22 protein-coding genes are annotated in these 22,319 nt (G+C 55.6%); 7 read left to right on the plus strand and 15 right to left on the minus strand.

Going from position 1 to position 22,319, the window contains the following annotated elements:
* Positions 1–5: 5 nt before the first annotated feature.
* The 5 genes from ybgC to ruvC all read right to left on the minus strand — a co-directional run bounded on the left by ybgC (position 6) and on the right by ruvC (position 3,531).
* A complete protein-coding gene (gene ybgC, locus GO984_RS13290) occupies positions 6–386 on the minus strand; it encodes a tol-pal system-associated acyl-CoA thioesterase (protein WP_157022998.1) in 381 nt (126 codons plus the stop codon).
* A 12-nt stretch (positions 387–398) separates the two neighbouring features.
* On the minus strand, positions 399–1,028 hold the full coding sequence (locus GO984_RS13295) for a hypothetical protein (RefSeq protein WP_157022999.1): 630 nt from the start codon (positions 1,026–1,028) through the stop codon (positions 399–401).
* A gap of 109 nt (positions 1,029–1,137) precedes the next feature.
* Positions 1,138–2,157, minus strand: a complete 1,020-nt coding sequence (gene ruvB / locus GO984_RS13300; protein WP_157023000.1) for a Holliday junction branch migration DNA helicase RuvB — start codon at positions 2,155–2,157, stop codon at positions 1,138–1,140.
* A gap of 196 nt (positions 2,158–2,353) precedes the next feature.
* Positions 2,354–3,037 (minus strand): Holliday junction branch migration protein RuvA, encoded by a 684-nt coding sequence (gene ruvA / locus GO984_RS13305; protein ID WP_157023001.1) that lies wholly within the window; start codon positions 3,035–3,037, stop codon positions 2,354–2,356.
* Entirely contained in the window at positions 3,034–3,531 is a 498-nt protein-coding gene (gene ruvC / locus GO984_RS13310) for a crossover junction endodeoxyribonuclease RuvC (protein ID WP_157023002.1), read from the minus strand. Before ruvC ends, ruvA begins: the two co-directional genes overlap by 4 nt.
* 320 nt (positions 3,532–3,851) lie before the next feature.
* On the opposite strand from ruvC, the gene GO984_RS13315 reads away from it, so the two are divergent.
* Positions 3,852–4,064, plus strand: a complete 213-nt coding sequence (locus GO984_RS13315; protein ID WP_157023003.1) for a DUF1127 domain-containing protein — start codon at positions 3,852–3,854, stop codon at positions 4,062–4,064.
* Positions 4,065–4,230: 166 nt separating this feature from the next.
* Here GO984_RS13315 and GO984_RS13320 read toward each other — a convergent pair whose 3' ends face one another.
* The 3 genes from GO984_RS13320 to GO984_RS13330 form a co-directional block, all read right to left on the minus strand.
* On the minus strand, positions 4,231–4,578 hold the full coding sequence (locus GO984_RS13320) for a hypothetical protein (protein WP_157023004.1): 348 nt from the start codon (positions 4,576–4,578) through the stop codon (positions 4,231–4,233).
* A 103-nt stretch (positions 4,579–4,681) separates the two neighbouring features.
* Positions 4,682–5,554, minus strand: a complete 873-nt coding sequence (locus GO984_RS13325; RefSeq protein ID WP_157023005.1) for a 50S ribosomal protein L11 methyltransferase — start codon at positions 5,552–5,554, stop codon at positions 4,682–4,684.
* Between the two features lie 91 nt (positions 5,555–5,645).
* On the minus strand, positions 5,646–6,881 hold the full coding sequence (locus GO984_RS13330) for an MFS transporter (RefSeq protein ID WP_157023006.1): 1,236 nt from the start codon (positions 6,879–6,881) through the stop codon (positions 5,646–5,648).
* Between the two features lie 126 nt (positions 6,882–7,007).
* Here GO984_RS13330 and GO984_RS13335 point away from each other — a divergent pair, with 126 nt between their 5' ends.
* A complete protein-coding gene (locus GO984_RS13335) occupies positions 7,008–8,075 on the plus strand; it encodes a YeeE/YedE family protein (protein ID WP_157023007.1) in 1,068 nt (355 codons plus the stop codon).
* 21 nt (positions 8,076–8,096) lie between these two features.
* Here the strand turns inward: GO984_RS13335 and GO984_RS13340 are convergent, their stop codons facing one another.
* Entirely contained in the window at positions 8,097–9,233 is a 1,137-nt protein-coding gene (locus GO984_RS13340; RefSeq protein WP_157023008.1) for an aromatic ring-hydroxylating oxygenase subunit alpha, read from the minus strand.
* Between the two features lie 482 nt (positions 9,234–9,715).
* Positions 9,716–11,911, minus strand: a complete 2,196-nt coding sequence (locus GO984_RS13345) for a primosomal protein N' (protein WP_167740327.1) — start codon at positions 11,909–11,911, stop codon at positions 9,716–9,718.
* A 125-nt stretch (positions 11,912–12,036) separates the two neighbouring features.
* On the opposite strand from GO984_RS13345, the gene fsa reads away from it, so the two are divergent.
* Positions 12,037–12,690, plus strand: coding sequence for a fructose-6-phosphate aldolase (gene fsa / locus GO984_RS13350; RefSeq protein ID WP_157023010.1), 654 nt, complete (start codon positions 12,037–12,039; stop codon positions 12,688–12,690).
* A gap of 1,343 nt (positions 12,691–14,033) precedes the next feature.
* Here fsa and GO984_RS13355 read toward each other — a convergent pair.
* From GO984_RS13355 to GO984_RS13370, 4 genes are all read right to left on the minus strand, one after another.
* Positions 14,034–14,636, minus strand: coding sequence for a DUF1826 domain-containing protein (locus GO984_RS13355; RefSeq protein WP_157023011.1), 603 nt, complete (start codon positions 14,634–14,636; stop codon positions 14,034–14,036).
* Between the two features lie 35 nt (positions 14,637–14,671).
* Positions 14,672–15,883, minus strand: coding sequence for a GTP-binding protein (locus tag GO984_RS13360; RefSeq protein WP_342448088.1), 1,212 nt, complete (start codon positions 15,881–15,883; stop codon positions 14,672–14,674).
* A gap of 249 nt (positions 15,884–16,132) precedes the next feature.
* On the minus strand, positions 16,133–17,317 hold the full coding sequence (locus tag GO984_RS13365) for a hypothetical protein (protein WP_157023012.1): 1,185 nt from the start codon (positions 17,315–17,317) through the stop codon (positions 16,133–16,135).
* Between the two features lie 145 nt (positions 17,318–17,462).
* Positions 17,463–17,864 carry an NUDIX domain-containing protein gene (locus tag GO984_RS13370; RefSeq protein ID WP_157023013.1) on the minus strand — a complete coding sequence of 134 codons (402 nt, stop codon included), beginning with the start codon at positions 17,862–17,864 and terminating at the stop codon, positions 17,463–17,465.
* A 467-nt stretch (positions 17,865–18,331) separates the two neighbouring features.
* Between GO984_RS13370 and GO984_RS13375 the strand changes: the two genes are divergently transcribed.
* From GO984_RS13375 to GO984_RS13390, 4 genes are all read left to right on the plus strand, one after another.
* Positions 18,332–19,039: a DUF484 family protein gene (locus GO984_RS13375; protein ID WP_157023014.1), complete on the plus strand. Its 708-nt coding sequence runs from the start codon at positions 18,332–18,334 to the stop codon at positions 19,037–19,039.
* The gene (locus GO984_RS13380; RefSeq protein ID WP_167740328.1) at positions 19,036–19,956 is read left to right on the plus strand and encodes a tyrosine-type recombinase/integrase; all 921 of its coding nucleotides are present in this window, start codon (positions 19,036–19,038) and stop codon (positions 19,954–19,956) included. Before GO984_RS13375 ends, GO984_RS13380 begins: the two co-directional genes overlap by 4 nt.
* Positions 19,957–20,057: 101 nt before the next feature.
* Complete coding sequence (locus tag GO984_RS13385; RefSeq protein WP_157023016.1) at positions 20,058–20,645, plus strand: cytochrome P460 family protein; 588 nt, start codon at positions 20,058–20,060, stop codon at positions 20,643–20,645.
* A 121-nt stretch (positions 20,646–20,766) separates the two neighbouring features.
* Positions 20,767–21,474: a CDP-alcohol phosphatidyltransferase family protein gene (locus GO984_RS13390; RefSeq protein ID WP_157023017.1), complete on the plus strand. Its 708-nt coding sequence runs from the start codon at positions 20,767–20,769 to the stop codon at positions 21,472–21,474.
* A gap of 6 nt (positions 21,475–21,480) precedes the next feature.
* On the opposite strand, the gene GO984_RS13395 is transcribed toward GO984_RS13390, so the two are convergent.
* On the minus strand, positions 21,481–22,317 hold the full coding sequence (locus tag GO984_RS13395) for an EamA family transporter (protein ID WP_157023018.1): 837 nt from the start codon (positions 22,315–22,317) through the stop codon (positions 21,481–21,483).
* Positions 22,318–22,319: the final 2 nt, after the last annotated feature.

Below are 22,319 nucleotides of genomic sequence, written 5' to 3' on the forward strand. Positions count from 1 at the left end.
AAATCTCACAATAATGCGCGGATCTCTGCCGGAAGCCGCTGAGGCTTTCCCTGAGCTGTGACACAGGCAACCGTGACTTTGGCGCGGAATATTTCGGTTTCGTCACGCATCACCCGCTGCCCCATGATCAGCCGCGCCGGGCTGACCTTTAGCACCTCGGTCTCGATCAACAGCTCATCGTCAAACCGTGCCGGAACCCGGTAATCCGCCTCAACCCGCTGCACCACCCAGATCAACCCGGCATCGCGCATTGCATTTTGATCATTACCCAGTTTGCGCACCCAGTCACTGCGGGCCCGTTCAATGAATCGCAGGTAGTTGGCGTAATAGACCACCCCACCCATATCGGTATCTTCGTAATATACCCGGATTGGAAACTGGTGCATCTGCCGCCTTTCTTATGTGGCGCCCTGCAACCGGGCAAACAGCCTCAGCGCATGGGATTTGTCCGAAGCCACCGCGGGCATCATCCGGTCATACCCCGCCGCAATTACCCCAGCAATTTCAGGCCGCAGGATGGTTGCACCGGTTTCTGGCAACACGGCCAGTGGTGAGGTTTCCGCAAACGCCTGATCTCCCCACATAACAATCACCTGAACAGCCTGACTGAGCGCCAGGGTTTCAGCCGGGATATCCGCCATCTCACCCGTCATCCGCAAGAACACAAACGCCGCCTGAATGGCATGATCATTATCAAATCGAAATGCCCGGTACTGGCTGGCATTCGCTGCCTTCAACCGTCCAACAAGTGGTTCAAGATCAGGGATCAACCGGCCCAGATCCGGCACATCCAGCAATTCATCCCAGTCCCGAGAGAAAAAGAACATCAGGTTGGCGCCCAGTTCACCGTCCAGCTCATCCATCTGGGCCCCGGCCAGTGTCGCCACGGCCTCTACCGCACCTTTGACCACCTTCAGGGTTTCATCCTCTACCCCAAACACCACTGGTACGATCGGCCGCCCCCAACGCGCAAAAGCATACGAACCGTCTGTACGGGTGAATAGCTGTTCAATCTGTTCCGGAGTCATCTAAGCTTCCTCAATTCGGGCTTGGCTTTCTATGCCGCGCGCAGGCCGTTCAAACAAGACCCGTCGTTTCTCGTTGCCCAAAATACTCCCGCCGGAGGCTCCCGCACGTTCAACCAAACAAATCATCCGCAGTTCTGGGCGCGTCCAGCCCCAAGTGGGTCCAGGCCTTTTGCGCCAGCATCCGCCCACGTGGGGTGCGTTGGATCAACCCCTGTTGCAGCAAATATGGTTCGATCACATCCTCCAGTGAATCTCGGCTTTCAGACAGGGCCGCCGACAGAGTTTCGATCCCCACCGGACCACCGCCATAATTCTCGGCAATCAGCTTTAGATAACGTCTATCGGCCCCGTCGAGCCCGAGATGGTCCACTCCCAGTCGGGTCAATGAACTGTCGGCCAACTCACGAGTGATTTTGCCGTCTCCTTCGACCACGGCAAAGTCCACCACGCGGCGCAGCAGACGCCCGGCAATCCGCGGCGTGCCACGGGCACGGCGGGCAATCTCTCTCGCGCCTTGATCATCAGCTGGCACACCCAATTTGCGCGCGTTGCGACTGACGATCTCATGCAGCTCGTCCACCGTGTAAAATTGCAAACGTGTCGGGATGCCAAACCGGTCCCGCAGTGGCGTGGTCAGCAGCCCCATGCGTGTGGTGGCCCCCACCAGCGTAAAGGGCTGCAATTCGATCCGCACCGTGCGCGCGGCAGGTCCTTCGCCGATCACCAGATCCAATTCAAAATCTTCCATCGCCGGATAGAGAATTTCTTCAACCACCGGGTTCAACCGATGGATTTCGTCGATGAACAAGACATCGCGGGCCTCAAGATTGGTCAGGATCGCCGCCAGATCGCCAGCCTTGGCCAACACCGGACCAGAGGTCATTCGGAAGTTCACACCCAGCTCACGCGCGATGATCTGCGCCAAGGTGGTTTTGCCCAATCCCGGAGGGCCGTGGAACAGCGTGTGATCCATCGCCTCGTCCCGTTGTTTGGCCGACTGGATGAACACCCGCAAATTTGCACGCGCCTCGGCCTGGCCGATGAACTCCCCCAACCCCTGTGGCCGCAAGGCACGGTCATTGTCATCAGGCTGCGGCTCAGCGCGAAGATTTGGGTCGGCATCAATCATTTTGGTGTCCGCTTTTAGGGGCATTCAATTGGTATGGGTCATCCTTCAGCGCAGCGAAACATAGGACAGCGCTCGACCTTGGGGAGGCGTGAAGCGCCTTCCCATTTTGCCGAAGACAAACCTTCGGTTTGACGGGAAGGTCAGGCGCGGCCCGGCGTTGCCGGGCTAAAGTGCGGTTTTCGCGGTACTCCATTCCCTACCCCTTCGGCGCAAGCAACTTCAGCGCAGCCCTGATCAGGCCCGCCTCACCCAAACCTGCCTCACTCCCGGCCGCTTCGGCCACCGCCGCTGCCGCGTCACTGGGGCTGTAGCCGAGATTGGACAACGCCGACAAAGCCCCAGCCTGCGCTGCGGCATCCGTATTAGGTTTAGAAGGCTTCTTTTTAGACTTGGGCTTGGGTGCGGCTTCTACACTCTCGACCACTTCCAAATCAGGCCCATCCATAGCCTCAGAAATGGTGCCGCCCATCGCCATTACACCTGGCGCCTTATCCTTCAGGTCCAGAACAATGCGCTGTGCGATCTTGGGACCAACACCCTTCGCCGCTTTAACACTCGCCCAATCACCCAGCGCAATTGCGCGGCCAACCGCATCCGGACCCAATGTCCCCAGAATCGCCAGTGAGGCCTTGGCCCCAACACCCTGCACAGAGGTCAGCAGGTGGTGCCATTCCTTTTCGACCAGCGTGGTAAAACCAAACAGCTGCAACAGATCTTCGCGCACCAGCATCGAGGTATAGAGCGAGATCGCCTCGCCCACACCGGGCAGCGCCATCATGGTGCGGCTGGAACAGTAGACGATATAGCCGACGCCGCGCACATCGATCAACACATGGTCCTCGGCCCGGTAATCCAGCCGCCCGGTCAGCTTGCCAATCATGCCCGCACCTCGCGCAGTTGCCGGTCCGCCGTGCCACGATAGAACGCGTGGCAGATCGCAATCGCCAGCGCATCAGCGGCATCGGCGTTTTCAGGGTTACAGCCGGGCAATTGCAGTTTGACCATATGCAGGATTTGTTTCTTGTCAGCATGTCCAACGCCCACAACCGTCTTTTTCACCCGGTTCGGCGCATATTCACCCACTGAAAGCCCCGCCTTGGCCAATGTCAAAAGCGCCACGCCACGGGCCTGACCCAGCTTTAGCGTGCCAGCTCCATCCTTATTCACAAATGTTTGTTCAATCGCCGCCTGATCCGGCGCAAAGGCTGTAATCACTTCGGTGACCTGGTTATGCAGCGACAACAGCCGCTCGCCCAGATCGTCGCCGTCTGAATGGCAAACACCATTGGCAACATGGCTCAACTTGGAGCCCTGTGATTCGATCACGCCCCAGCCAAGGTTCCGCAACCCCGGATCGATCCCCAAAATCCGCATCTTTTGCCCGGTCCCTGCTTGTGCTTTGCATTTATTTTCCGTCGATTAGCACAAAACACGAACATGTCCAAACCCTTTCCCTGAACAAAAGGTTAGCAGAATTGCGACCGACAGGTCCAAAACCGACCCTTTCCCGCCCCCGTTCGACATTTTGAGACAGCTTGCCGCAGGTTACTCATAGGTCTTGTTTATATGACCAGAAGCTATGTTCTGAGCGCATATGACAGTTGCAATTTCCCGTCTTGCTCGAACCAAATCTCATCACTAAGTGCCATCCATCAAATCACGGTTTTCAACATCTCCAAACAAAGGACAAGGATATGGCTGCTTTTGACACAACCCGCACCACCTATGGCGCAACTGGCCTGATCGGCCGTATCGGCTCGACGTTTTCCGTCATTGCGGCAGCGTTGGTGCACTGGAATGAGGCGCGCGTGACACGCAACTCTCTGTCAGCCCTGAGCGAACGCGAGTTGACCGACATCGGCCTGTGCCGCGGTGACATTGAAAACATCGCAACCGGCAAATTCTAACACCCCTTTTCTACTTCGCTCCTCCCTCGGGGTAGAAAGAGAACGCCGCGCCCCAAGGGGCCGCGGCGTTTTTCATTTTAAGAGGCGCAAAATTGACCGCACATACAAAAGCCGCAGGGTGACACACCGCTGCGGCTTTTTGTATTGGTCCTTCCGCCGTCGACGATTAGCGCAAAACCGGGCCGATTTTTTCTGAAATCAACCGTGACAATGGATCTACCATCATCACATAGGCGCCACCCTGCTCCAGCACAGACCCCGCCTGCAATTTCGCGACACGATCCTGATATCCATCCAATCCAATGGAGGCGATCAGGAACCCTTTGAACAAGAGGAATGCGCCGAGAAACAGGACCACTGCACGCAGTGGCATTCGCGATTCCAGCTTCTTCTGCGGTGCCACAACAATCAGACCGTCAGACCGGATTCGGGCTGTATAGCCATGCGCCATAGCATTGTGCTTGCGCTCAAGACGACGCACACGCGACATAAATAGATGATGTTCTTCGCTCATGTGAGCCCCCCGTACTGGCCCCCACCAGCGGTTAAGTCATCATGCGACTGGATTGTGGCAAAACTGAGGCAACTACCTCAAATGCGTTATAAACTTAGCTAAACTAGCTCTGCTTCTGCAGCAATAGCGTGGTCCAGTCACCAATCTCGTCTCTGCGGACCTGATTGATGCCATTTCGTGCATAAACCTCTACCACATTTTGGGCTTGTTCATTGAGAATCCCTGACAAGATCGCATAGCCACCAGGGCAAAGATGCGCATTCATATCCGGGGCCAGTGCCACCAGCGGGCCTTTCAGGATATTGGCAAAGATCAGGTCATACGGCGCTGCTGCATGAAGGTCCGCATGATCAAAGCCAGCCGCCTCGACACAGCCCACCCGACCAGCCATGCCGTTGGCCCGCAGGTTAGCCTCGGCGACATCCACTGCCACCTGATCAATATCACTGGCCAGAATAGTACCATCCCAAATGCGGGCAGCTGCCATTGCCAGTACCGCGGTGCCACAGCCGATGTCGGCCACTTTATCCGCCTTGAACCCTTCACCGATCAGATGGTCCAACGCCCGCAGACACCCCAGTGTCGTGCCGTGGTGACCGGTGCCAAAGGCCATCGCCGCCTCAATCAGAAGTGGGATTTTACCCGCTGGCAATTTGTCAGCGTCATGACTGCCGTAGACAAAGAACCGCCCTGCCTCGACCGGGGCCAACTCGCGTCGCACATGGGCCACCCAGTCTGTGTCTGGAAGTTCGGAGACAGCAAACGGTTTGGAGCCATGCATTGCCGTCAACAGGGCCAGACCAGCCTCATCCGGGGCCTCGGTGAAATAGCCACCAACTTCCCACAGACCCGAGTCATCTTCGAGGTCGAGAATACCAACTCCGGTGGGTTCCGGTACCAGATGCTCCATCGCCTCGCCCAGCGCCTCGGCGGCGGCTTTTCCGGATAGGGTGGTAAGGGCGGTAAAGGTGGGCATCACGATCTCCTGAAACTGATCAGATGCGCCTAGGCTGGCTGGGCCGATAGGTCAAGCGAAAGGGCCACCTGCGCAGCCCTCTCTGGTTTCCTTACTCCGCCGGAGCAGGCATCCGGTATTTACTGAGTACTGTCTCATTGCCCGGCTCAGGGTGGCGCGGGATCAGCAGTGACAACCCCAGTGAAGTCAGCGCCATAAGGGACGCCAGACCAAACACCGCAGCGGGCGACACCAGCCACAGCAACCCCAGCAGCACCGGCAGGAACACCGCAGCGATGTGATTGATGGTAAAGGCAACCGCCGCTGTGGGGGCGATATCGGCTGGGTCTGCGATCTTCTGGAAATAGGTCTTTAGCGCCAGTGCCAGACCAAACAGAATATTGTCGACCACATAAAGAACCGAGGCAAACAGCACGCCCCAGCCAAACCAGTAGATGCCACCATAAGCGACAAAAACCAGTGTCAGACCAATATACTCCCAGATCAGGGTGCGGCGTTCACCAAAATAGCCAACGGCCTTACCCAGAAAGGGTGCAACAAGCATTTTGACCACTAGATTGACCAGATACAGGCCAGTCAGCTCGTGCACATCAAAGCCAAAACGTTCAACCATCATGAACCCGGCAAAAACCATAAAGATCTGCCGCCGTGCACCGGCCATAAACTGCAGGGCATAATACAACCAATACCGCTTGCGCAGCACCATGGTCTTGTTCTGTGGCGTTGGGGATTCAAACTGCGGATAGGCAAACAGCGCAAACAGGGCCAGCCCAACAGTGGTAAAGCCACCCACCATGAACACAATGTTATAGCTTAGGTTCAGGGTTTCCCACATCAACATGATCAGGACAAAGACCAGCAGTGTTGTTGCAGATCCCATGCCCAGCAACCAACCCAAAACCTGCGGCGCCTTATCTTTGGGCAGCCATTGCAACTGCAACGACTGGTTCACCGTCTCGTAGTAGTGGAACCCAAGTGAGCTAAGAAACGTCAGCATCAAGATGCCATTCAAGCTTGGGAACCACGCCGTAAAGGCCGTCGCCACCCCCAGCAACACCAGTGACACCATGCCCAGCACTTGTTCGCGGACAAACAGGATAATGGCGATCACACCGATGGCCATGAACCCCGGAATTTCGCGCACTGTGTGTAGCAGGCCAATGTCTGATCCATCAAATCCCGCCACCTCGATGACGAAGTTATTCAGCAGTGCATACCACGAGAAGAACGCAATCGGCATCGCAGCTGACATCAGGAACAGCAGGGTCACAGGACGGCGCCAAAGGGGCAGACCGGAGGAGTCGGAGAGGAGGAACGGTTTGAACATCCTTCGCTCTTACGCCTGATCCGCGCCACTGGGTAGTGCAAAGACGCTGTTGCACATCTGATCTGCATCAATGCAGAGGTCACCAAAAATCATATATCGCAATGCTTGAATGGATTGGAGAGCCCGATGGACCTGATCAGTCTGGTTGAACGTATTGGCGAAGCCCCAACCGCCGCCCTGTTTGGGTTGCTTACGGGTGTGGTGTTTGGTGTCGCCGCCCAGCGCGCCCGGTTTTGCTTGCGCGCGGCTACAGTCGAATTTGCCCGTGGCAAGATGGGTGACAGCGTTGCGGTTTGGTTGCTGACCTTTTCAACCGCACTGGTCTGGGTGCAAGGCGCGCGGATGTTAGGGCTGATGGACAGTTCCAGCGCCCGCATGATGGCAGTGCCCGGAAGTTGGTCAGGTGCCGTCATAGGTGGGCTGATATTTGGGGTCGGCATGGTGCTGGCGCGAGGCTGTTCGGGGCGCCTTCTGGTTCTGGCGGCCACCGGTAACCTGCGCTCTGTGGTGTCCGGGATGATCTTTGCCGTTGTCGCCCAAATGAGCCTCTCTGGCGTCCTCTCCCCCCTGCGCGACAGGCTGGCCAACCTTTGGATTACCGCAGAAGGGCGTAACATGGATCTGTTGACCACTTCCGGCCTGCCAGATTTCGCAGGTTTTGTGATCGGTAGCGCGATTGCAGTTCTGGCACTGGTGATTGCCCGGCAAAACCGTATCGGCGCATCCCGTCTGGTCTTTGCCTCTGGCGTTGGCTTTGCTGTCGCACTGGGCTGGGTGCTGACCTATGCCCTCAGCCAGATTGCTTTTGATCCGGTGCAGGTTGAGAGCGCCACCTTTACCGGTCCTTCGGCCAATACACTGATGTTCTTTCTTGAGCGCGGATCGGTGTTGGAGTTCGACATAGGCTTGGTGCCCGGTGTGTTCATCGGGGCTCTTCTGTCTGCCGCAGTGGCGGGCGAGCTGAAATTTCAGGCGTTTGACGACGCCCCTACGATGCGCAAAGCAATGACCGGGGCCGCCCTGATGGGATTTGGCGGCATGCTGGCCGGCGGCTGCGCCATTGGCGCAGGTGTCACCGGAGGATCCATCTTTGTCGGCACCGCCTGGCTGGCCTTGTTCTGCATGTGGGTCGGTGCGATAGCGACGGATTGGTTGGTGGATCAACGCGGCAGGGTACAAGCCGCGCTGAAGTAGGCTGCCCTTCTATCTGCCGAATTAACCCTCGCCCTGTATTTTTGCGTTCAAATACCGGGCGAAATCAAAGTTCGGTCGCTCCAGATGTGAAAGCAACCCTGGCTCAGCACTCTTGGCGCAAAGCCCCCGGTACACCTTTTCGGTGCAGCCGCGATCTTCGTCGTTCACCTCGTCCAGCAGGGTTTTCAGGGCTTTGAAATGTGTCGCAGCCTCTGGGTCATCCCTGAACTCGGGTGCAAGACCACCACCAAAGAGGATGTTTACATGATCCGGCCCGTCGGGCTGTAACGACAGGTACCAGAAATATCCGGGTGTCAAAGTGATCAACAAGGCCGGATAGATCGACAACAGATAGGTCTTGTTGCGGTCGTCCCCAACAAGATGGGTATTGTTGGGATGTGCCAGTGTCAGTGGCATCGTATTGTCTTTCAGTATCCAATGGTAGTTGAAGGCTGGCCGCCCCTCGGGACATGTCATTTTCTCCAGATCGACCGTTCCACCAATGGTGCCTGCGTGGCAGACTGGCAGGTGGTAGCTCTCCATGAAGTTCTCAGCCAAGACCTTCCAATTGGTGTTCCAGCGGTGAGTCTCGCAAAAGCTCTCGACGTAGTTTTCCATGCCATAGTGACCGATAAGCGCATCAACCTCTGCCAAACCTTCGCCCACTGGGGTCGCGTCAGGGTTCAGTGCCACCATGATCCAGCCCTTCCAGTCCTCACAGCGAATTGTCGGCAGCGAAATTTCTGATTTACAAAAGGCGGTATTGTGCATCATCGCCGGTGCGCCACGAAGGGATCCGTCCAGATTATAGGTCCAGGCATGATAGGGGCAGACGATGGATTTCACCGTTCCACGTCCCTCGAGCAGGGTCGACATGCGATGCCTGCAGACATTGGATTGAGCGCGCAGACTTCCGTCGCGATCCCGCAAAACCATGATCGGCTCTCCGGCGATTTCCATCGTGGTGTAATCGCCGGGGTTGGGTAAAGAACTGGATCGCCCAGCGCACAGCCAATCTTGGCGGAACACCTTGTCCAGCTCCTGCTCCAGAAATTCAGTCGAGGTATAAACCGAGGGCGGCATCGCCCGCGCCTGTTCAAACGGAACGGCGACGTTGTCGCTCAACTCGTGCATAGGGTTCATTTTGGCCTCCGACATCCGCGCCCTTTACGACGAAGCTGTCCGATTGGCAATTTCCAGAACTTGGCTGATCTGCACAGGTCAAAGAACTGCCAGGATGAATGCCCTGTCAGTTTCGATTTTCCTGTGAAGATCTCTCTCGGCGATGCGATCAAATTGGGAATAAGAAAGGCGGTACCGCCAAAGCGGATGCGGACGGGAGATCAGTCCCGCGTGCTAAACGTTGTCTCTGCGCGCCCCGATCGTGATAGGGCCCTGTTCCAAGTGCTGGGGGTGTCAGGCCCGGCGATAATCGCGATTGATTGGCAATCTGTCAGAAAAACTGAAACCCAGAGTGAACAGGCCGCTCGCTGCCTGTGCAACGCTTCCACCGATACGCCAACAGACCTGGTCAGGTTGCACAATGAGTATTTACAGCAAAAAGAAACATCGACGCGATCAATCAACTTGGGTTTCTTTTTGCTAAAAATACTCAAATTCCAAGCGAACCCCCAGCACCGTCAGAAAAAGTTCTGCGGATCGATATCAACATTCAACCGCAGTTCACCCGTTAACCGACAGGGCGCAATCCAGCGCGAAATGGCGTCCTGCAGCGGCACCCCCTTGTCGGCTTTAACCAGCAGGCGCACCCGATGGCGACCGCGAATACGGGCGATGGGGGCTGGCGCCGGTCCATAGACCTGCGCGCCGATTGATCGCAGCGGCCCATCATTGCGCGCCAACGCGTTGCCCAGATCAAACACCTGCGCCAGATCTGGCCCGGACAGGATGATCCCGGCCATGCGCCCATAGGGCGGCACCCCGGCGGCTTGGCGTTCCGCGGCTTCGGCTTTCCAGAAACCTTCTTCATCCCCTGACAGGATAGCGCGGATCACCGGGTGCTCGGGTTGGAAGCTCTGCAACAGGGCCTCGCCCGGTTTTTCGGCCCGCCCAGCGCGGCCGGCCACCTGCCGCATCAGCTGGAACGTCCGCTCGGCTGCGCGTAGGTCTGATCCTTGCAGGCCCAGATCAGCATCAATCACGCCGACCAGTGTTAGCAGTGGAAAGTTGTGCCCTTTGGCCACCAGCTGGGTGCCTAAGATTATATCGGCCTCACCCTTGGCGATCTCGGATATCCGTTCTTTCAGTGCCCGTGCCGATCCAAACAGGTCCGAGCTGAGCACCGCGATCCGGGCGTCGGGAAACACGCTTGCCGCCTCTTCCCCCAGCCGTTCGATGCCCGGGCCAACCGGGGCCATTTTGCCCTCGACCTCGCAGGACGGACAGACGGTGGGCAGTGGTTTGGTCTCGCCGCATTGGTGGCACATCAGGCGGTTCTGGAACCGGTGCTCGACCATGCGGGCGTCACAATGATCACAGGCCACCTGTTCACCACAGGCCCGGCAGATGGTCACCGGCGCAAATCCGCGGCGGTTCAGGAACAACAGCGACTGCTCGCCATTTTCTATCCGTTTCTCCATGGCGCGGCGCAGGGTGGGTGAGATCCAGGTCGAGGCGGGGAGTTTCTCGACCCGCATATCAATCGCCTTCATCTCAGGCAGAACAGCAGCGCCAAAGCGTGCGGTCAGGTCCAAGCGGCGGTATTTGCCTGCCTCGGCATTGGTCCAGCTTTCCAGACTTGGCGTGGCCGAGGCCAAAACCACCTGCGCCGAACACATCGCCGCGCGCAGCACCGCCATGTCGCGGGCGTTGTACAGCACGCCATCCTCTTGTTTGTAGGAGGTATCGTGTTCTTCATCGACAATGATGAGCCCGAGGTTCTGGAAGGGCAGAAACAGTGAGGAGCGCGCGCCGATCACAAGTTGCGCATTGCCCTGCCCCACCATACGCCAGACCCGGCGCCGTTCGGTCATTGTGGCGCCGGAATGCCACTCTGCCGGGGTGGCGCCAAAGCGCGCCTCGACCCGGGTCAGAAATTCAGCCGTCAGGGCAATTTCGGGCAGCAGCACCAGTGCCTGCCGTCCCGTTCGCAGACATGAGGCCACGGCTTCTAGATAGACTTCGGTTTTGCCGGACCCGGTGACGCCCTTTAGCAGCGTGGTGCCATAGGCCCCCGATTGCACGGCCTTGGCCAGAACCGCCGCAGCCCCTGCCTGATCATCAGTCAGGGTTTTCCCCGGCAGCTCCGGGTCCAGATGCGGATAGGGCAAATCGCGGGGGGCTTCTTCCTCGCGCAGCGCGCCCTGTTTCACCAGCCCCTTGACCACCGACGGTGTCACCCCGGCCAGGTCCGACAGTTCCTTGGGGGTGAAAGACAGCCCGCCGTAGTCCTCGAGTGCGGCCAGAACCCGCGCGCGGGCATCGGTCATCCGTTCGGGTTCACTCAGCCCACGGCGTAAAACCTTGCGCATCGACACCGGATCAGACAGCCCCGGCGCACGGGTGGCCAGCCGCAGCATCGAGGACATTGGCGTAAGGGTGTAATCTGCGGCGCGACTGAGGAACTGGCGCATCTCTTCACGCATGGGGGCTACATCCAGCACCCGGTTCACCGACCGCAGTTTGGCCGAATCGAAATCGCCCCGCCCCGGACCCCAGATCACCCCCAAAACCTTTCGCGGCCCCAGTGGCACCTCGACATAGGCCCCGCGGAAACAGCCGCCCTCGGGCGCGCGGTAATCCAGAACCCGATCAAGCGGTTGCGTGGTCAGAACCCCGACCCGCTCGCCTGCATGAAAAAACTCCTGTTCGCTCACGCTGCTGCCTTTCATCCTCAGGGGTTTTTAATGCCTCGCTATTGCGTTAAAGGCTAGCGCAAACCTACGCCGCTGCGTTAAAGGTTAGCGCAAACAATGGCCAAACCATCTAAAGGATCCGTCTGATGAAATTCTTCGTAGATACCGCTGAAATCGACGCCATTGCCGAGCTGAATGAACTTGGCATGGTGGACGGTGTCACCACCAACCCATCGCTGATCAAGAAATCCGGACGTGACATCATCGAAGTCACCAAGGAAATCTGTGATCTGGTAGACGGTCCTGTATCGGCCGAAGTCACCGCTGTTGACGCTGAGACCATGATCGCCGAAGGCCGCAAACTGGTGGAGATCGCTGAAAACATCGCCGTCAAAGTGCCGTTGACTTGGGATGGGTTGAAAGCCTGTAAAACCCTGACCGACGACGGTTACATGGTCAATGTCACCCTGTGCTTTTCGGCCAACCAGGCGCTGCTGGCGGCAAAAGCGGGCGCAAGCTTCATCTCGCCTTTCATCGGTCGTCTGGATGACATCAACCTGGACGGAATGGAGCTGATCGAAGACATCCGCACCATCTATGACAACTACGGTTTTGAAACTGAAATCCTGGCGGCCTCTATCCGCACTGTGAATCACGTGCTCGACTCTGCCCGTCTGGGTGCCGACGTGATCACTGCGCCTCCCGGCGTGATCAAATCGCTGATCAACCACCCGCTGACCGACAAAGGCCTGGCGCAGTTCTTGGCTGACATCAAAGCGGCAGACATCAAGATCCTGTAAACGGTGCAGACATTTTGAGATTGAGAGGAGGTGCCTAGCGGTACCTCCCTTTTTTGTTTCGAACGGGCTTCCCAGTTTTAAGTCACCCTAACAATTCGGCACTCCCGTCCCCAGACATTACGACAAAAAGGTCGGAGAGGTTGAACAAATTGACTGGGAAAATGCGGTTGGATGCATGCCGCTTTATTCAGTAGCATTTTGGAAAAAAATCAGCCCTATTTCGTCTCAGTAAATCAGCCGTCGAGGGAATATGAACAGATTTATTGCGACGTTAGTTCAGGTAACCATCTTTTTTGTTGTTGTGCTTTTCCAGCAAAACTTCAGCCGCTGAGGATTTGTGCAGTACCGCGTGGTCTAACTATGTGGAAGAGGTTATCAGCATTCGAAACTCAGCGGATCACTATCGTGATGAGGTAATTCTGTTTTCGGACCCACGAGGCAGGTTGCATGATTGTTTAGGGTTCAAGGTCCCTAACGCAGATCTAAGAATTTTAGAACACGGTGTTGTACAAGCAGACATTTTAGATCGCGTAGTAGGTAAGCCGGAATTTGAAGCGGAAACCACATGCGGTTCGTTTGGTATGATGAATGAACTGTTTTCAAGAAGAGTGTATGTCTTGAGGTTTCCAAAAGACACACAAGTTTTGTTGGGACGTCAATGTGAGCAGTTCCGACAAGTAACATTGCCGCAATCACTGGCATTCTTCTTTAGCTTTGAACCTAGTTGACCAATTTCGCAAAATTCCGAAATCTAAATGATTAAATTTGTGGAGCTCCTCGACGATGGCTTTTCAAAACGCGGATCCCGAAAAATCGTCGTAAATGACACTGCATTTGTGTGGTTCTGCGGGAGTATGAATTTGAAGGGAAAGACACTATTCGCTTACGGCTGGACGCAGAATCCTCTGGCCAATTGACCGTTGTGCATATGTGGTTTGGATTTCCGAAAATGTTGGAGGACAATCAGTCTCCGGGCAGATGGTGTTTGCCAGAAGACAAACAATGCATCGTCACCCCGTCGTTCGTTGCCGAAGCGATAAAGTACGCATTGGGCCTGGGCTGAACCCCAGAAACGAAAACAATTTTGTTTTGGTGAGACAGCAACAACCGACTGGGTTTGTATTCATCTGACTGACGAATCTCACGCTATCAGGTTTCTCATTACAAGACGGACTAAGGTCTGGAGACGTTCCTAGCAGACATCAAGATCCTGTAAGGTCACTGACAACGACAAGATAAAGGGAGGCGCCAATGGGTGCCTCCTTTTTTTGTGAACGTTGCTGTGCAGGAGACGAAACATGCTGAGTACCAGCCAGTCATCCCAATCGGACCGACCCGTTCTATTAAAAACCACTAGGGTTCGGGACCGGATCTAGCACAAGGAGCAAACGTGTTTCGCCTGTGCCCTGAATAGGCGGAGAGCGATGCATTAGACCGGATCGAGGCTGCTCAGGCCATTGAGTGCCTCGCAGAAGGATCGCAGCGCCGGTTGGCGCTGTGAAAATCCGCTTTGGATCAGCATTGCCTTGGCCGTTTCCGTATTGCGTCCCTGTCCCGCGGTAAGTGCAGATCAGCCGTGTGGTGACCGCATCAACATGAAACTTGCGACAGGCATTTGTTGTCACAACATCAAGGCGCAAACGCAAATACCGCGAGGACACCAGACCTGAAAAGGTTTTGGCCAGCGCGGTAACATCTTCAATCAAAATAGTGCGGTTTTTGCAATCTGGTGTACCTCTGCTCTCGCAAATCTGAACAACAGCATCCCGCACCGACTCGATAGGTAAGACAATCCTTGCTTTGGGCAACTGCTCTGGTGCGAGGCCATCGATCCAAGACTGGATTGAAGCACGCAACGGTCTTCGCCAAATTACAGCAGCGCAATCAGGACGATGAATGACCGACAATCCCTCGGCATTCTCAACCATGTCAACTCCGACTGGCATAAGCCTTGTCACCTGAGGACTAAGCTGAGCGACCACTACTGATGTCCCCAAGCTGGAAACGGATCCGGCAAGTCCAGCCAGTTATCGGGTTGAAAATTGGCCGTGTCGATCAATGCTGCGTTCAAGCGCTCACAGATTACTTCGCGGTCTAACCCTACGCCTATGAACACTAGCTCTTGGCGCCGATCCCCCCAAGGCTCGGCCCAGTTCCGCGCGATCTCGGCCTGAGCTTGCGGATGAGTTGGCAGTCGGTCTTCTGGCATGGTCGCCCACCAGCGTCCCAGTGGAGTGACGGAGGACAAAGCACCTGCAAGGCTGTACTCAGCAGCCCAATTTGGACGGGTTGCGATCCAGAAATGCCCTTTGGCACGGATCACTCCGGGCAGTTCTCCGTTCAGCAGATCGTGAAGTCTTTGCGGATGAAAAGGCGCGCGCGCATGGTACACAAAAGAAGTGATGCCGTATTCTTCATCCTCTGGTGTGTGGTTTGCAAAGCCGTATAGCTCTTTGGCCCACATAGGGTGTTCATGCGCGGTGTCGAAGTCGAACAGACCGGTGTCAAGAATTGATCCTGCCGACACGTCCGAGTGGTCTGTTTCAATGATCTTGGCGTCAGCATTCAAGCTGCGAATGATTTTTCGCGCGTTGTCGGACTTTTCTGGCCCTGCATCTGTAACTTTGTTGAGAATAATAACGTCAGAAAATTCGATTTGTTCGGTCAACAGGCTAACCAGACTGCGGTCATCCCCTTCGCCCAGGCTTTCCCCACGATCAGTCAGGAAATCATGGCTGGAAAAATCCTTGAGCAGGTTCACTGCATCTACAACTGTCACCATGGTATCAAGACGGGCGACATCGGACAGGCTCTGCCCCTGTTCATCTCGAAAATCAAAGGTAGCAGCTACAGGAAGTGGCTCGGAAATTCCCGTAGATTCGATCAGAAGATAGTCAAACCGTCCCTCTTCTGACAGTTGACGCACTTCTTTCAGCAGGTCGTCGCGCAGCGTGCAGCAAATGCAGCCATTCGACATTTCGACCAATTTTTCTTCGGACCGCGATAGCTGCGTGCCTTCACGCACCAGATCTGCATCAATATTCACTTCGGACATATCGTTGACGATAACGGCTACGCGGCGTCCATCGCGGTTGTTCAATACTCGGTTCAGAAGTGTTGTTTTACCGGCACCTAGAAAGCCGGACAAAATCGTCACGGGAAGGCGAGTATCTTCAGTAATGGTATCTTTCACAGGTTTCTCCCGGGTGAATGTGGCGGACCGTCAAGACTCGTATGTTATAACGTAACATTTCACAACCCATATTTTCCGAGGCCTGCTCTCACCGCAAAACAATAGAACCGGTCCTTGTCGCGCCTCTGAACCGCCCCCAAAAGCACGTAGAGGCCTCTTTCCGGTCGAATGCGCCGCCTTTTGCCGATCTGGGGCTGTTTCAGCCTGCAGAATTTTTCATAACACCAGGCATACGATCGGCAAATGACCTTAGCCGAGTTCTGAGGCCAGCGCCCCAAGGCCCTTTCCTATGCCGTCGGCGGCTTTGACCAGATTTTGCCCGCCCGCAGCAATCGTCGAAACTCCACCTGATAGACCAAGGCTGCCGATCCAGATCGCCCATTTGGCCCAAGTGGGATCTTTATGGCGTAATGCATCCACGGCCTTTTGAGTGCTGTCGCGAAATTTCTCGGCCGGTTTCAGTCTGGCATCAAAATCTTCGATGTCTTTGATAAGCTGTGACGTAGCTTTGCGCGCCTGCTCCATCGACTCAAACAGACCGTCGATCTTCTTGCTTTTGTATTTTCGATCTTTGACCATTTTACCAAGCTTTTTGTCGATTTCCTTGTCGAGTTTGCTTTGCTGATCGAGGATTTTGTTTAGCTCTTTGCCCAGCTTGGCGGCTTCCAGATCAAGGTTCTTGAGCTTGGCCTTGTAGGTTTCGAGATGTTTGTCGACCCGGTTAAACCCCGAGGTTTCAATCATCAGGAAGTCAGCCAGAAACTCTTTGCCGATTTCCTTGGCCTTCACCTTAGCCTTTGATTGCTTGGTATAAGCTGAAACAAGTTCCTTGATCGCCTTTTCAAGGTTCTGGTGAACCTTCTCCAGATCTGAGGTGACTTTCTGAATTGCCCTTGCCACAGAGACGACGCTTTGGGCGATGCCATAAATACTTGCCGCGATAGAGACCCCGCCTGTCACCGCACCTGCCGCAAGTGACGCGGTGCTGCCGATGGCACAGGCGCTGCCGATAACGATCGTGCTCACCACTTTAAGACGGTATTTTTTGCGGTCCTTGTTGGCCTGTTTCCACTTACTAAAGTGGGCATTGGCAACACCTTCGATCGACTTTTGGTACTTCGCGAAGATTTTGTTGATGTCAGCGTCGAACTCTTTGCATTCCTTGTCGGTCAGCGGCATGACCGAACCGAGGTTATCAGCGGCTTGCACACGCAGGCTGACTTCGCCCAGCAATTTTTTGTACTCTTTGGTTGCGTCATCATAGAGTTTGGCAACAAATCTGGCGTCGGTATCGAGCTCTTTGGCAACGCTGCTGTCAACTTCGCAGCTCGCCACAAAGGTCATTTTCCCCAGCTCGACGAATTTTGGTTTTACTATCTTGGCGACCTCGTTTTTGACGTCAGCCTTTATAATCGTTAGTTTTTCCTTGCCCACGCAAAGCGCTCCTTTTTGCCCCTCTCAAAAGTGTAACGGATATTTGCTAAACCTGTCTTCCTTTAATTTCAGATTTCCAAGACCGCCCTTTAGAAGTGAAACAGAAGCTATAGATTGGGGTCAAATCAGCCGAAGTTCGGGTGTTTTACTGAACCAACAGGCTGGTAAATACATCCCGATAGGACGCCATTGCGAGATCCGGTAGCACAGCGGCAAGGCTAATTTGAACCCAGCGCAACTCGCTATGTTCGTCGCCTAAATTGGCGGGATCTTTGTCCCATTCTTCAACAATAAAGAGATGAAACGTCACATCGGTTCCATCCTGTTGCGGGCGATCATAAAGCCGTGTCAGCAGCATCACTGACCTTGGCGCAATACCAATCTCTTCCAACAGCTCCCTTTGCAGGGCTTGTTTTAGCGTTTCACCCGTTTCGACATGCCCGCCGGGGAAGCTCCAAGTGTTGGGATATAGACGTCTGTTGGCACAGCGCCGGGCCATCAGGACTTGCCCATTTCTAACAAGCAACCCGTTTACGATGTCTACCATGCAAGACACATCCAGTTATCCTTTCGCGAAACGGCCCATCTACAATCACTGCAAGCCTCAAATGGTTACTCGCAATACATGCATGACTGGACCTGCGTCTTTACAGGTATACGAAAATGGGAAATTACCATGTACGAATGTTTCTCGTAATAATTGGAATTTTTCATGTGTCGGTTCAAATTGTTTTCGGTCGCGGGCTTGGGAATATTCTTGCTCGCGGGTGCCTCAACCGCGCAATCGCAAATCGGCGGAACATATGAGGGGGGCATTCATTGTTCCGGCAAAACTATCCGGGATTGAAGACCCGGCGCTGGCTTTTGATACCCCCCGGATCAAATCAAACTTAGTCGCCATTTGAGAGCATGCCACGCCCCGCACTGCGCAAAAAACTGCCCCTTCATAAAAAATCCCCACTTTTCATTAAAACCCGTGTTATACCGTGCGCCAAACCCAGCAGAGGTCAAAGAATGAGCAGCAGTCCCGTCCTAGAAGAATCCCTACGCAAAGCAATTGTCGACAAGCCCGATGCGGTGCTTGAAGATCAAACCGTGATGAACGCGCTGGTTTCGGCCAATGAACGTTCCATGGGGGCCAATATCGTCGATCTTCGTGGCATTGCCATGGACCGGATGGAGGCACGTCTGGACCGTCTGGAAGACACTCATCGGTCAGTGATTGCAGCCGCTTATGACAATCTGGCGGGCACCAATCAAATTCACCGCGCTGTGCTGCGGCTGATGGATCCCACAAATTTTGAAGACTTCCTGCAAAACCTGCGGGGGGAATTGTCTGAGATCATGCGGCTTGATGCTATCACTCTGGTCCTGGAATCAGCCCAGAACGATCAGACCAACGCCGTAGAGCGCATGGGTGAGGTTCTGAATATTGTCGAACCAGGCTTTATTGATGACTACATCAGCCAGGGTCGTGGCGGCATGGTCCGCCCTGTCACCCTGCGTCAGGTGCAGGGTGGGATGCCGCAGCTTTATGGCGACAAGGCTGACTGGGTCCGCTCAGAGGCCTGCCTGAAGCTGGACTTTGGTGACGGGCGTCTGCCCGGCCTGCTGGTTATGGGCGCCGAAGACCCACATCAATTCACCCCACAACATGGCACTGAACTGCTCACCTTTTTTGGCGGCGTGTTTGAGCGGTCGATGCGTCACTGGCTGTCGTGAGCCTGATCTCGCCAGCTTGTCGTGATGCGTTGCAGAACTGGCTGGCCAGTAAAAAGGCGTTGAATGGTGCCGCAAACAATACCCTGACCGCGTATGCCGGTGACGTGAGCGAGTTTCTGTCGTTCATGACATTGCATTTTGGTACGCCTCAGGGGCTGGGCGCCCTACAGTCGATCTCTACCGCCGACATGCGCGCCTGGATGGCCGAGACGCGCAACAGTGGCACTGGCGCCCGCTCGCTGGCCCGCAAACTGTCAGCCGTCAAAAGTTTCTACCGCTGGCTGGCAGAACGTGAAGGGTTTGAACCCACTGCCGTCTTGATGGCCCGCACCCCCAAGTTTCAAAAGAAGCTACCGCGTCCGCTGGCCGCTGATGCTGCCAAGGCCGTACTGGATACAGTTGAGCTACAATCAGGCTCAGACTGGGTTGCCGCCCGCGATGTGGCTGTGGTGACGTTGCTGTATGGCTGTGGATTGCGGATTTCCGAGGCGCTGGGATTGCTTGGTAAAGACGCACCTATTGCAACGGTGCTGCGCGTCACCGGCAAAGGCGGCAAGGAACGCATCGTTCCCGTGATCGACACCGCCCGCACTGCGGTTGACCGTTACCTGACCCTGTGTCCGCACCCACATGAGGCGGATGGCCCGCTATTTCGTGGGGTACGCGGTGGCGCGCTGAACCCCCGCATTATTCAGGGAGTCATGGCCAAGACCCGCGCCCAATTGGGGCTCCCTGCCACGGCCACCCCACATGCCTTGCGCCACAGCTTTGCCACCCATCTGCTGGAGGCCGGCGGCGACCTGCGATCTATCCAAGAATTGTTGGGACACGCCTCGCTGTCCACAACTCAGGCCTATACAGCCGTTGATAGCGCACACCTGATGGACGTTTACAACCGCAGCCACCCCAAGGCCTGACGCGTCACGGGCTTGTGTAGCATCGTGCACAGCAAGGCCGCCAAAAACCTGTAATTTTGTTCTGCCTATCTGGTGAGAGAATAACAACAGGAGCCAACACTATGACCCATGTCTTGAAATTTGCGACTGTATTGTCAGCCATGATATTCCTTGGCGCTGCCGCGCAGGCACAGGATTGCCCCGTATCAATCACTGAACCGTTTGATCTGGAAGCCGCTGACATTGCCAGCATCTATGACTGCATCGGCGATAAAATGCCCGAAGGATACAGCAAAGGCGGCGATATGGTGGCCAAAGACTACCGCAACTGGACCGTCACCGGCACCCGGCATGGCGTGGCCGGAGCCCATGGTAACCGGTTGCTGATGACCTATGCCAACGACATTGCTGCCGAACAATATCTGAAGTTTGCCGAAGATGGTGTCATGATGCCGGTTGGATCAATATTGGCCAAGGAAAGCATCAAGATCAACAAGAAGACACAAGCCGCTGTGGTGGGGCCTTTGTTTATCATGACCAAACTGGAGGCTGGCGCCGCCGCTGAGACCAATGACTGGTTGTACGGCGGGATCCAGCCCAATGGGAAACCCATGAAGTTCCGCCAAGCATTCTGTCATGACTGCCATAGCAGCTGGGAAGATCAGGATTTTCTGGCCTATCCACTGGAAGAGGTACGGGTCGGCAACTGACGCTTTCAGCCGCAACAGCACCTGGCAAGGTATCAGGATCCAGATCTACGCACTGATGGAAATTCGCCGATCTGACAGCTGACCTCTTGCAGGCGGTGGGGAAATTCGCCATCACATGTAAATGACTCCACAGATCCGCGCCCTTAGTGTCCATCTTTTCACCGCCACTGGCGCCGTTCTGGCGATGTTGGCGATGTTGGCAGCTGTTGAACAGGAATGGAGCCTGATGTTCCTGTGGCTTGTAGTGGCTTTTGCCGTTGACGGTGTTGACGGCCCCCTCGCCCGCCATTTCGAGGTCAAAACCTATGCGCCGGAATTCGATGGCGTGTTGCTGGATCTGATCATCGATTATCTGACCTATGTGTTCATTCCTGCCTTTGCCCTGTTTAATTCGGGTTTGATGGCTGGCTGGACAGGCTGGTTTGCGATCATTGTCATCACCTTTGCCAGCGCGATGTATTTTGCCGACACCCGGATGAAGACCAAAGACAATTCGTTTGCCGGTTTTCCCGGCTGCTGGAACATGCTGGTCTTGGTGATCTTTGCGTTACAGCCCAGCCACTGGACCAGCCTCGCACTGGTCACCCTGCTATCCGTCGGCATGTTTGTTCCACTGAAATTCATTCACCCCGTCCGCACCGAACGCTGGCGCTGGATTTCATTACCCGTGGCACTGGCCTGGACCTTCTTTGCTGGATGGGCCGCATGGGTCGATTTTCATCCGCAAAGCTGGGCGCATTGGGGATTGGTTGTGACATCCTTGTACCTACTGTTTGTCGGCATTGTTCAGCAGATTATCCCTGCTCGGTGCAAGTCCAGAGCAAGCTGAAGCTCGCTAGATCCGCGTCAACACCACACCGCCAACGATCAATACGGTGGCTGCTGCTTTGGCGCGGTCAAACTTCTCGCGAAACACCACCACTCCAATGAGCACGGCAAACAGAATCGATGTCTCGCGCAGTGCTGTCACCAGTGCAATTGGGGCCTGTGTCATCGCCCAAACAGCGATCCAATAGGCCCCCAGCGACGCCCCACCTGCCATGCAGCCGCGCAGCCAGACCCGACGCCGCGCCGACAGCACAGACTGACCGCGCAGCCACAGCGCCCATGAGCCAAAAATCACCCCATCGATCAGGAACATCCAGGCGACAAAAACAGTGGCGTCGCCAGCCGCGCGGGCGCCCAGCCCATCAATCAGGGAATAGCAGGCCGTCATCAGGGCTGATGCAAAAGCAAATCGCAGCATATGCTGGCTTTCGCCATTGCTGAACACGCCGCGCGCCATCGCGATGATCCCACAGCCCAGCGCCGCAATTCCCACGTACTCAAGCACAGACAATTGGTCGGACAGGAAAAACACCCCTGCGAGTGCCACCAACATGGGCGCCAACCCGCGGGCAATTGGATAGACCCGGCTCAGATCACCGTGTTCATACGCTGAGGTCAGAAAGAATTTGTACAGTGAGTGCACCAAGCCTGAAGCCAACAACCACAGCCAGACCTGCCCCTGTGGCATCGGCAGTACAAGGGCCATCAGCAGCCCTATCACCCCTTGCGAGGTCGACAGGATGAACATCGCCTGAAACTTGTCGCCACCGGTTTTGACCAGCGCATTCCATCCCGCATGCAAAAAGGCCGCAAACATTACGGCCAGAAAAATTGTCGCGCTCATGC

The sequence above is a fragment of the Parasedimentitalea huanghaiensis genome (genome assembly GCF_009753675.1).
GTDB classification, from domain to species: domain Bacteria; phylum Pseudomonadota; class Alphaproteobacteria; order Rhodobacterales; family Rhodobacteraceae; genus Parasedimentitalea; species Parasedimentitalea huanghaiensis.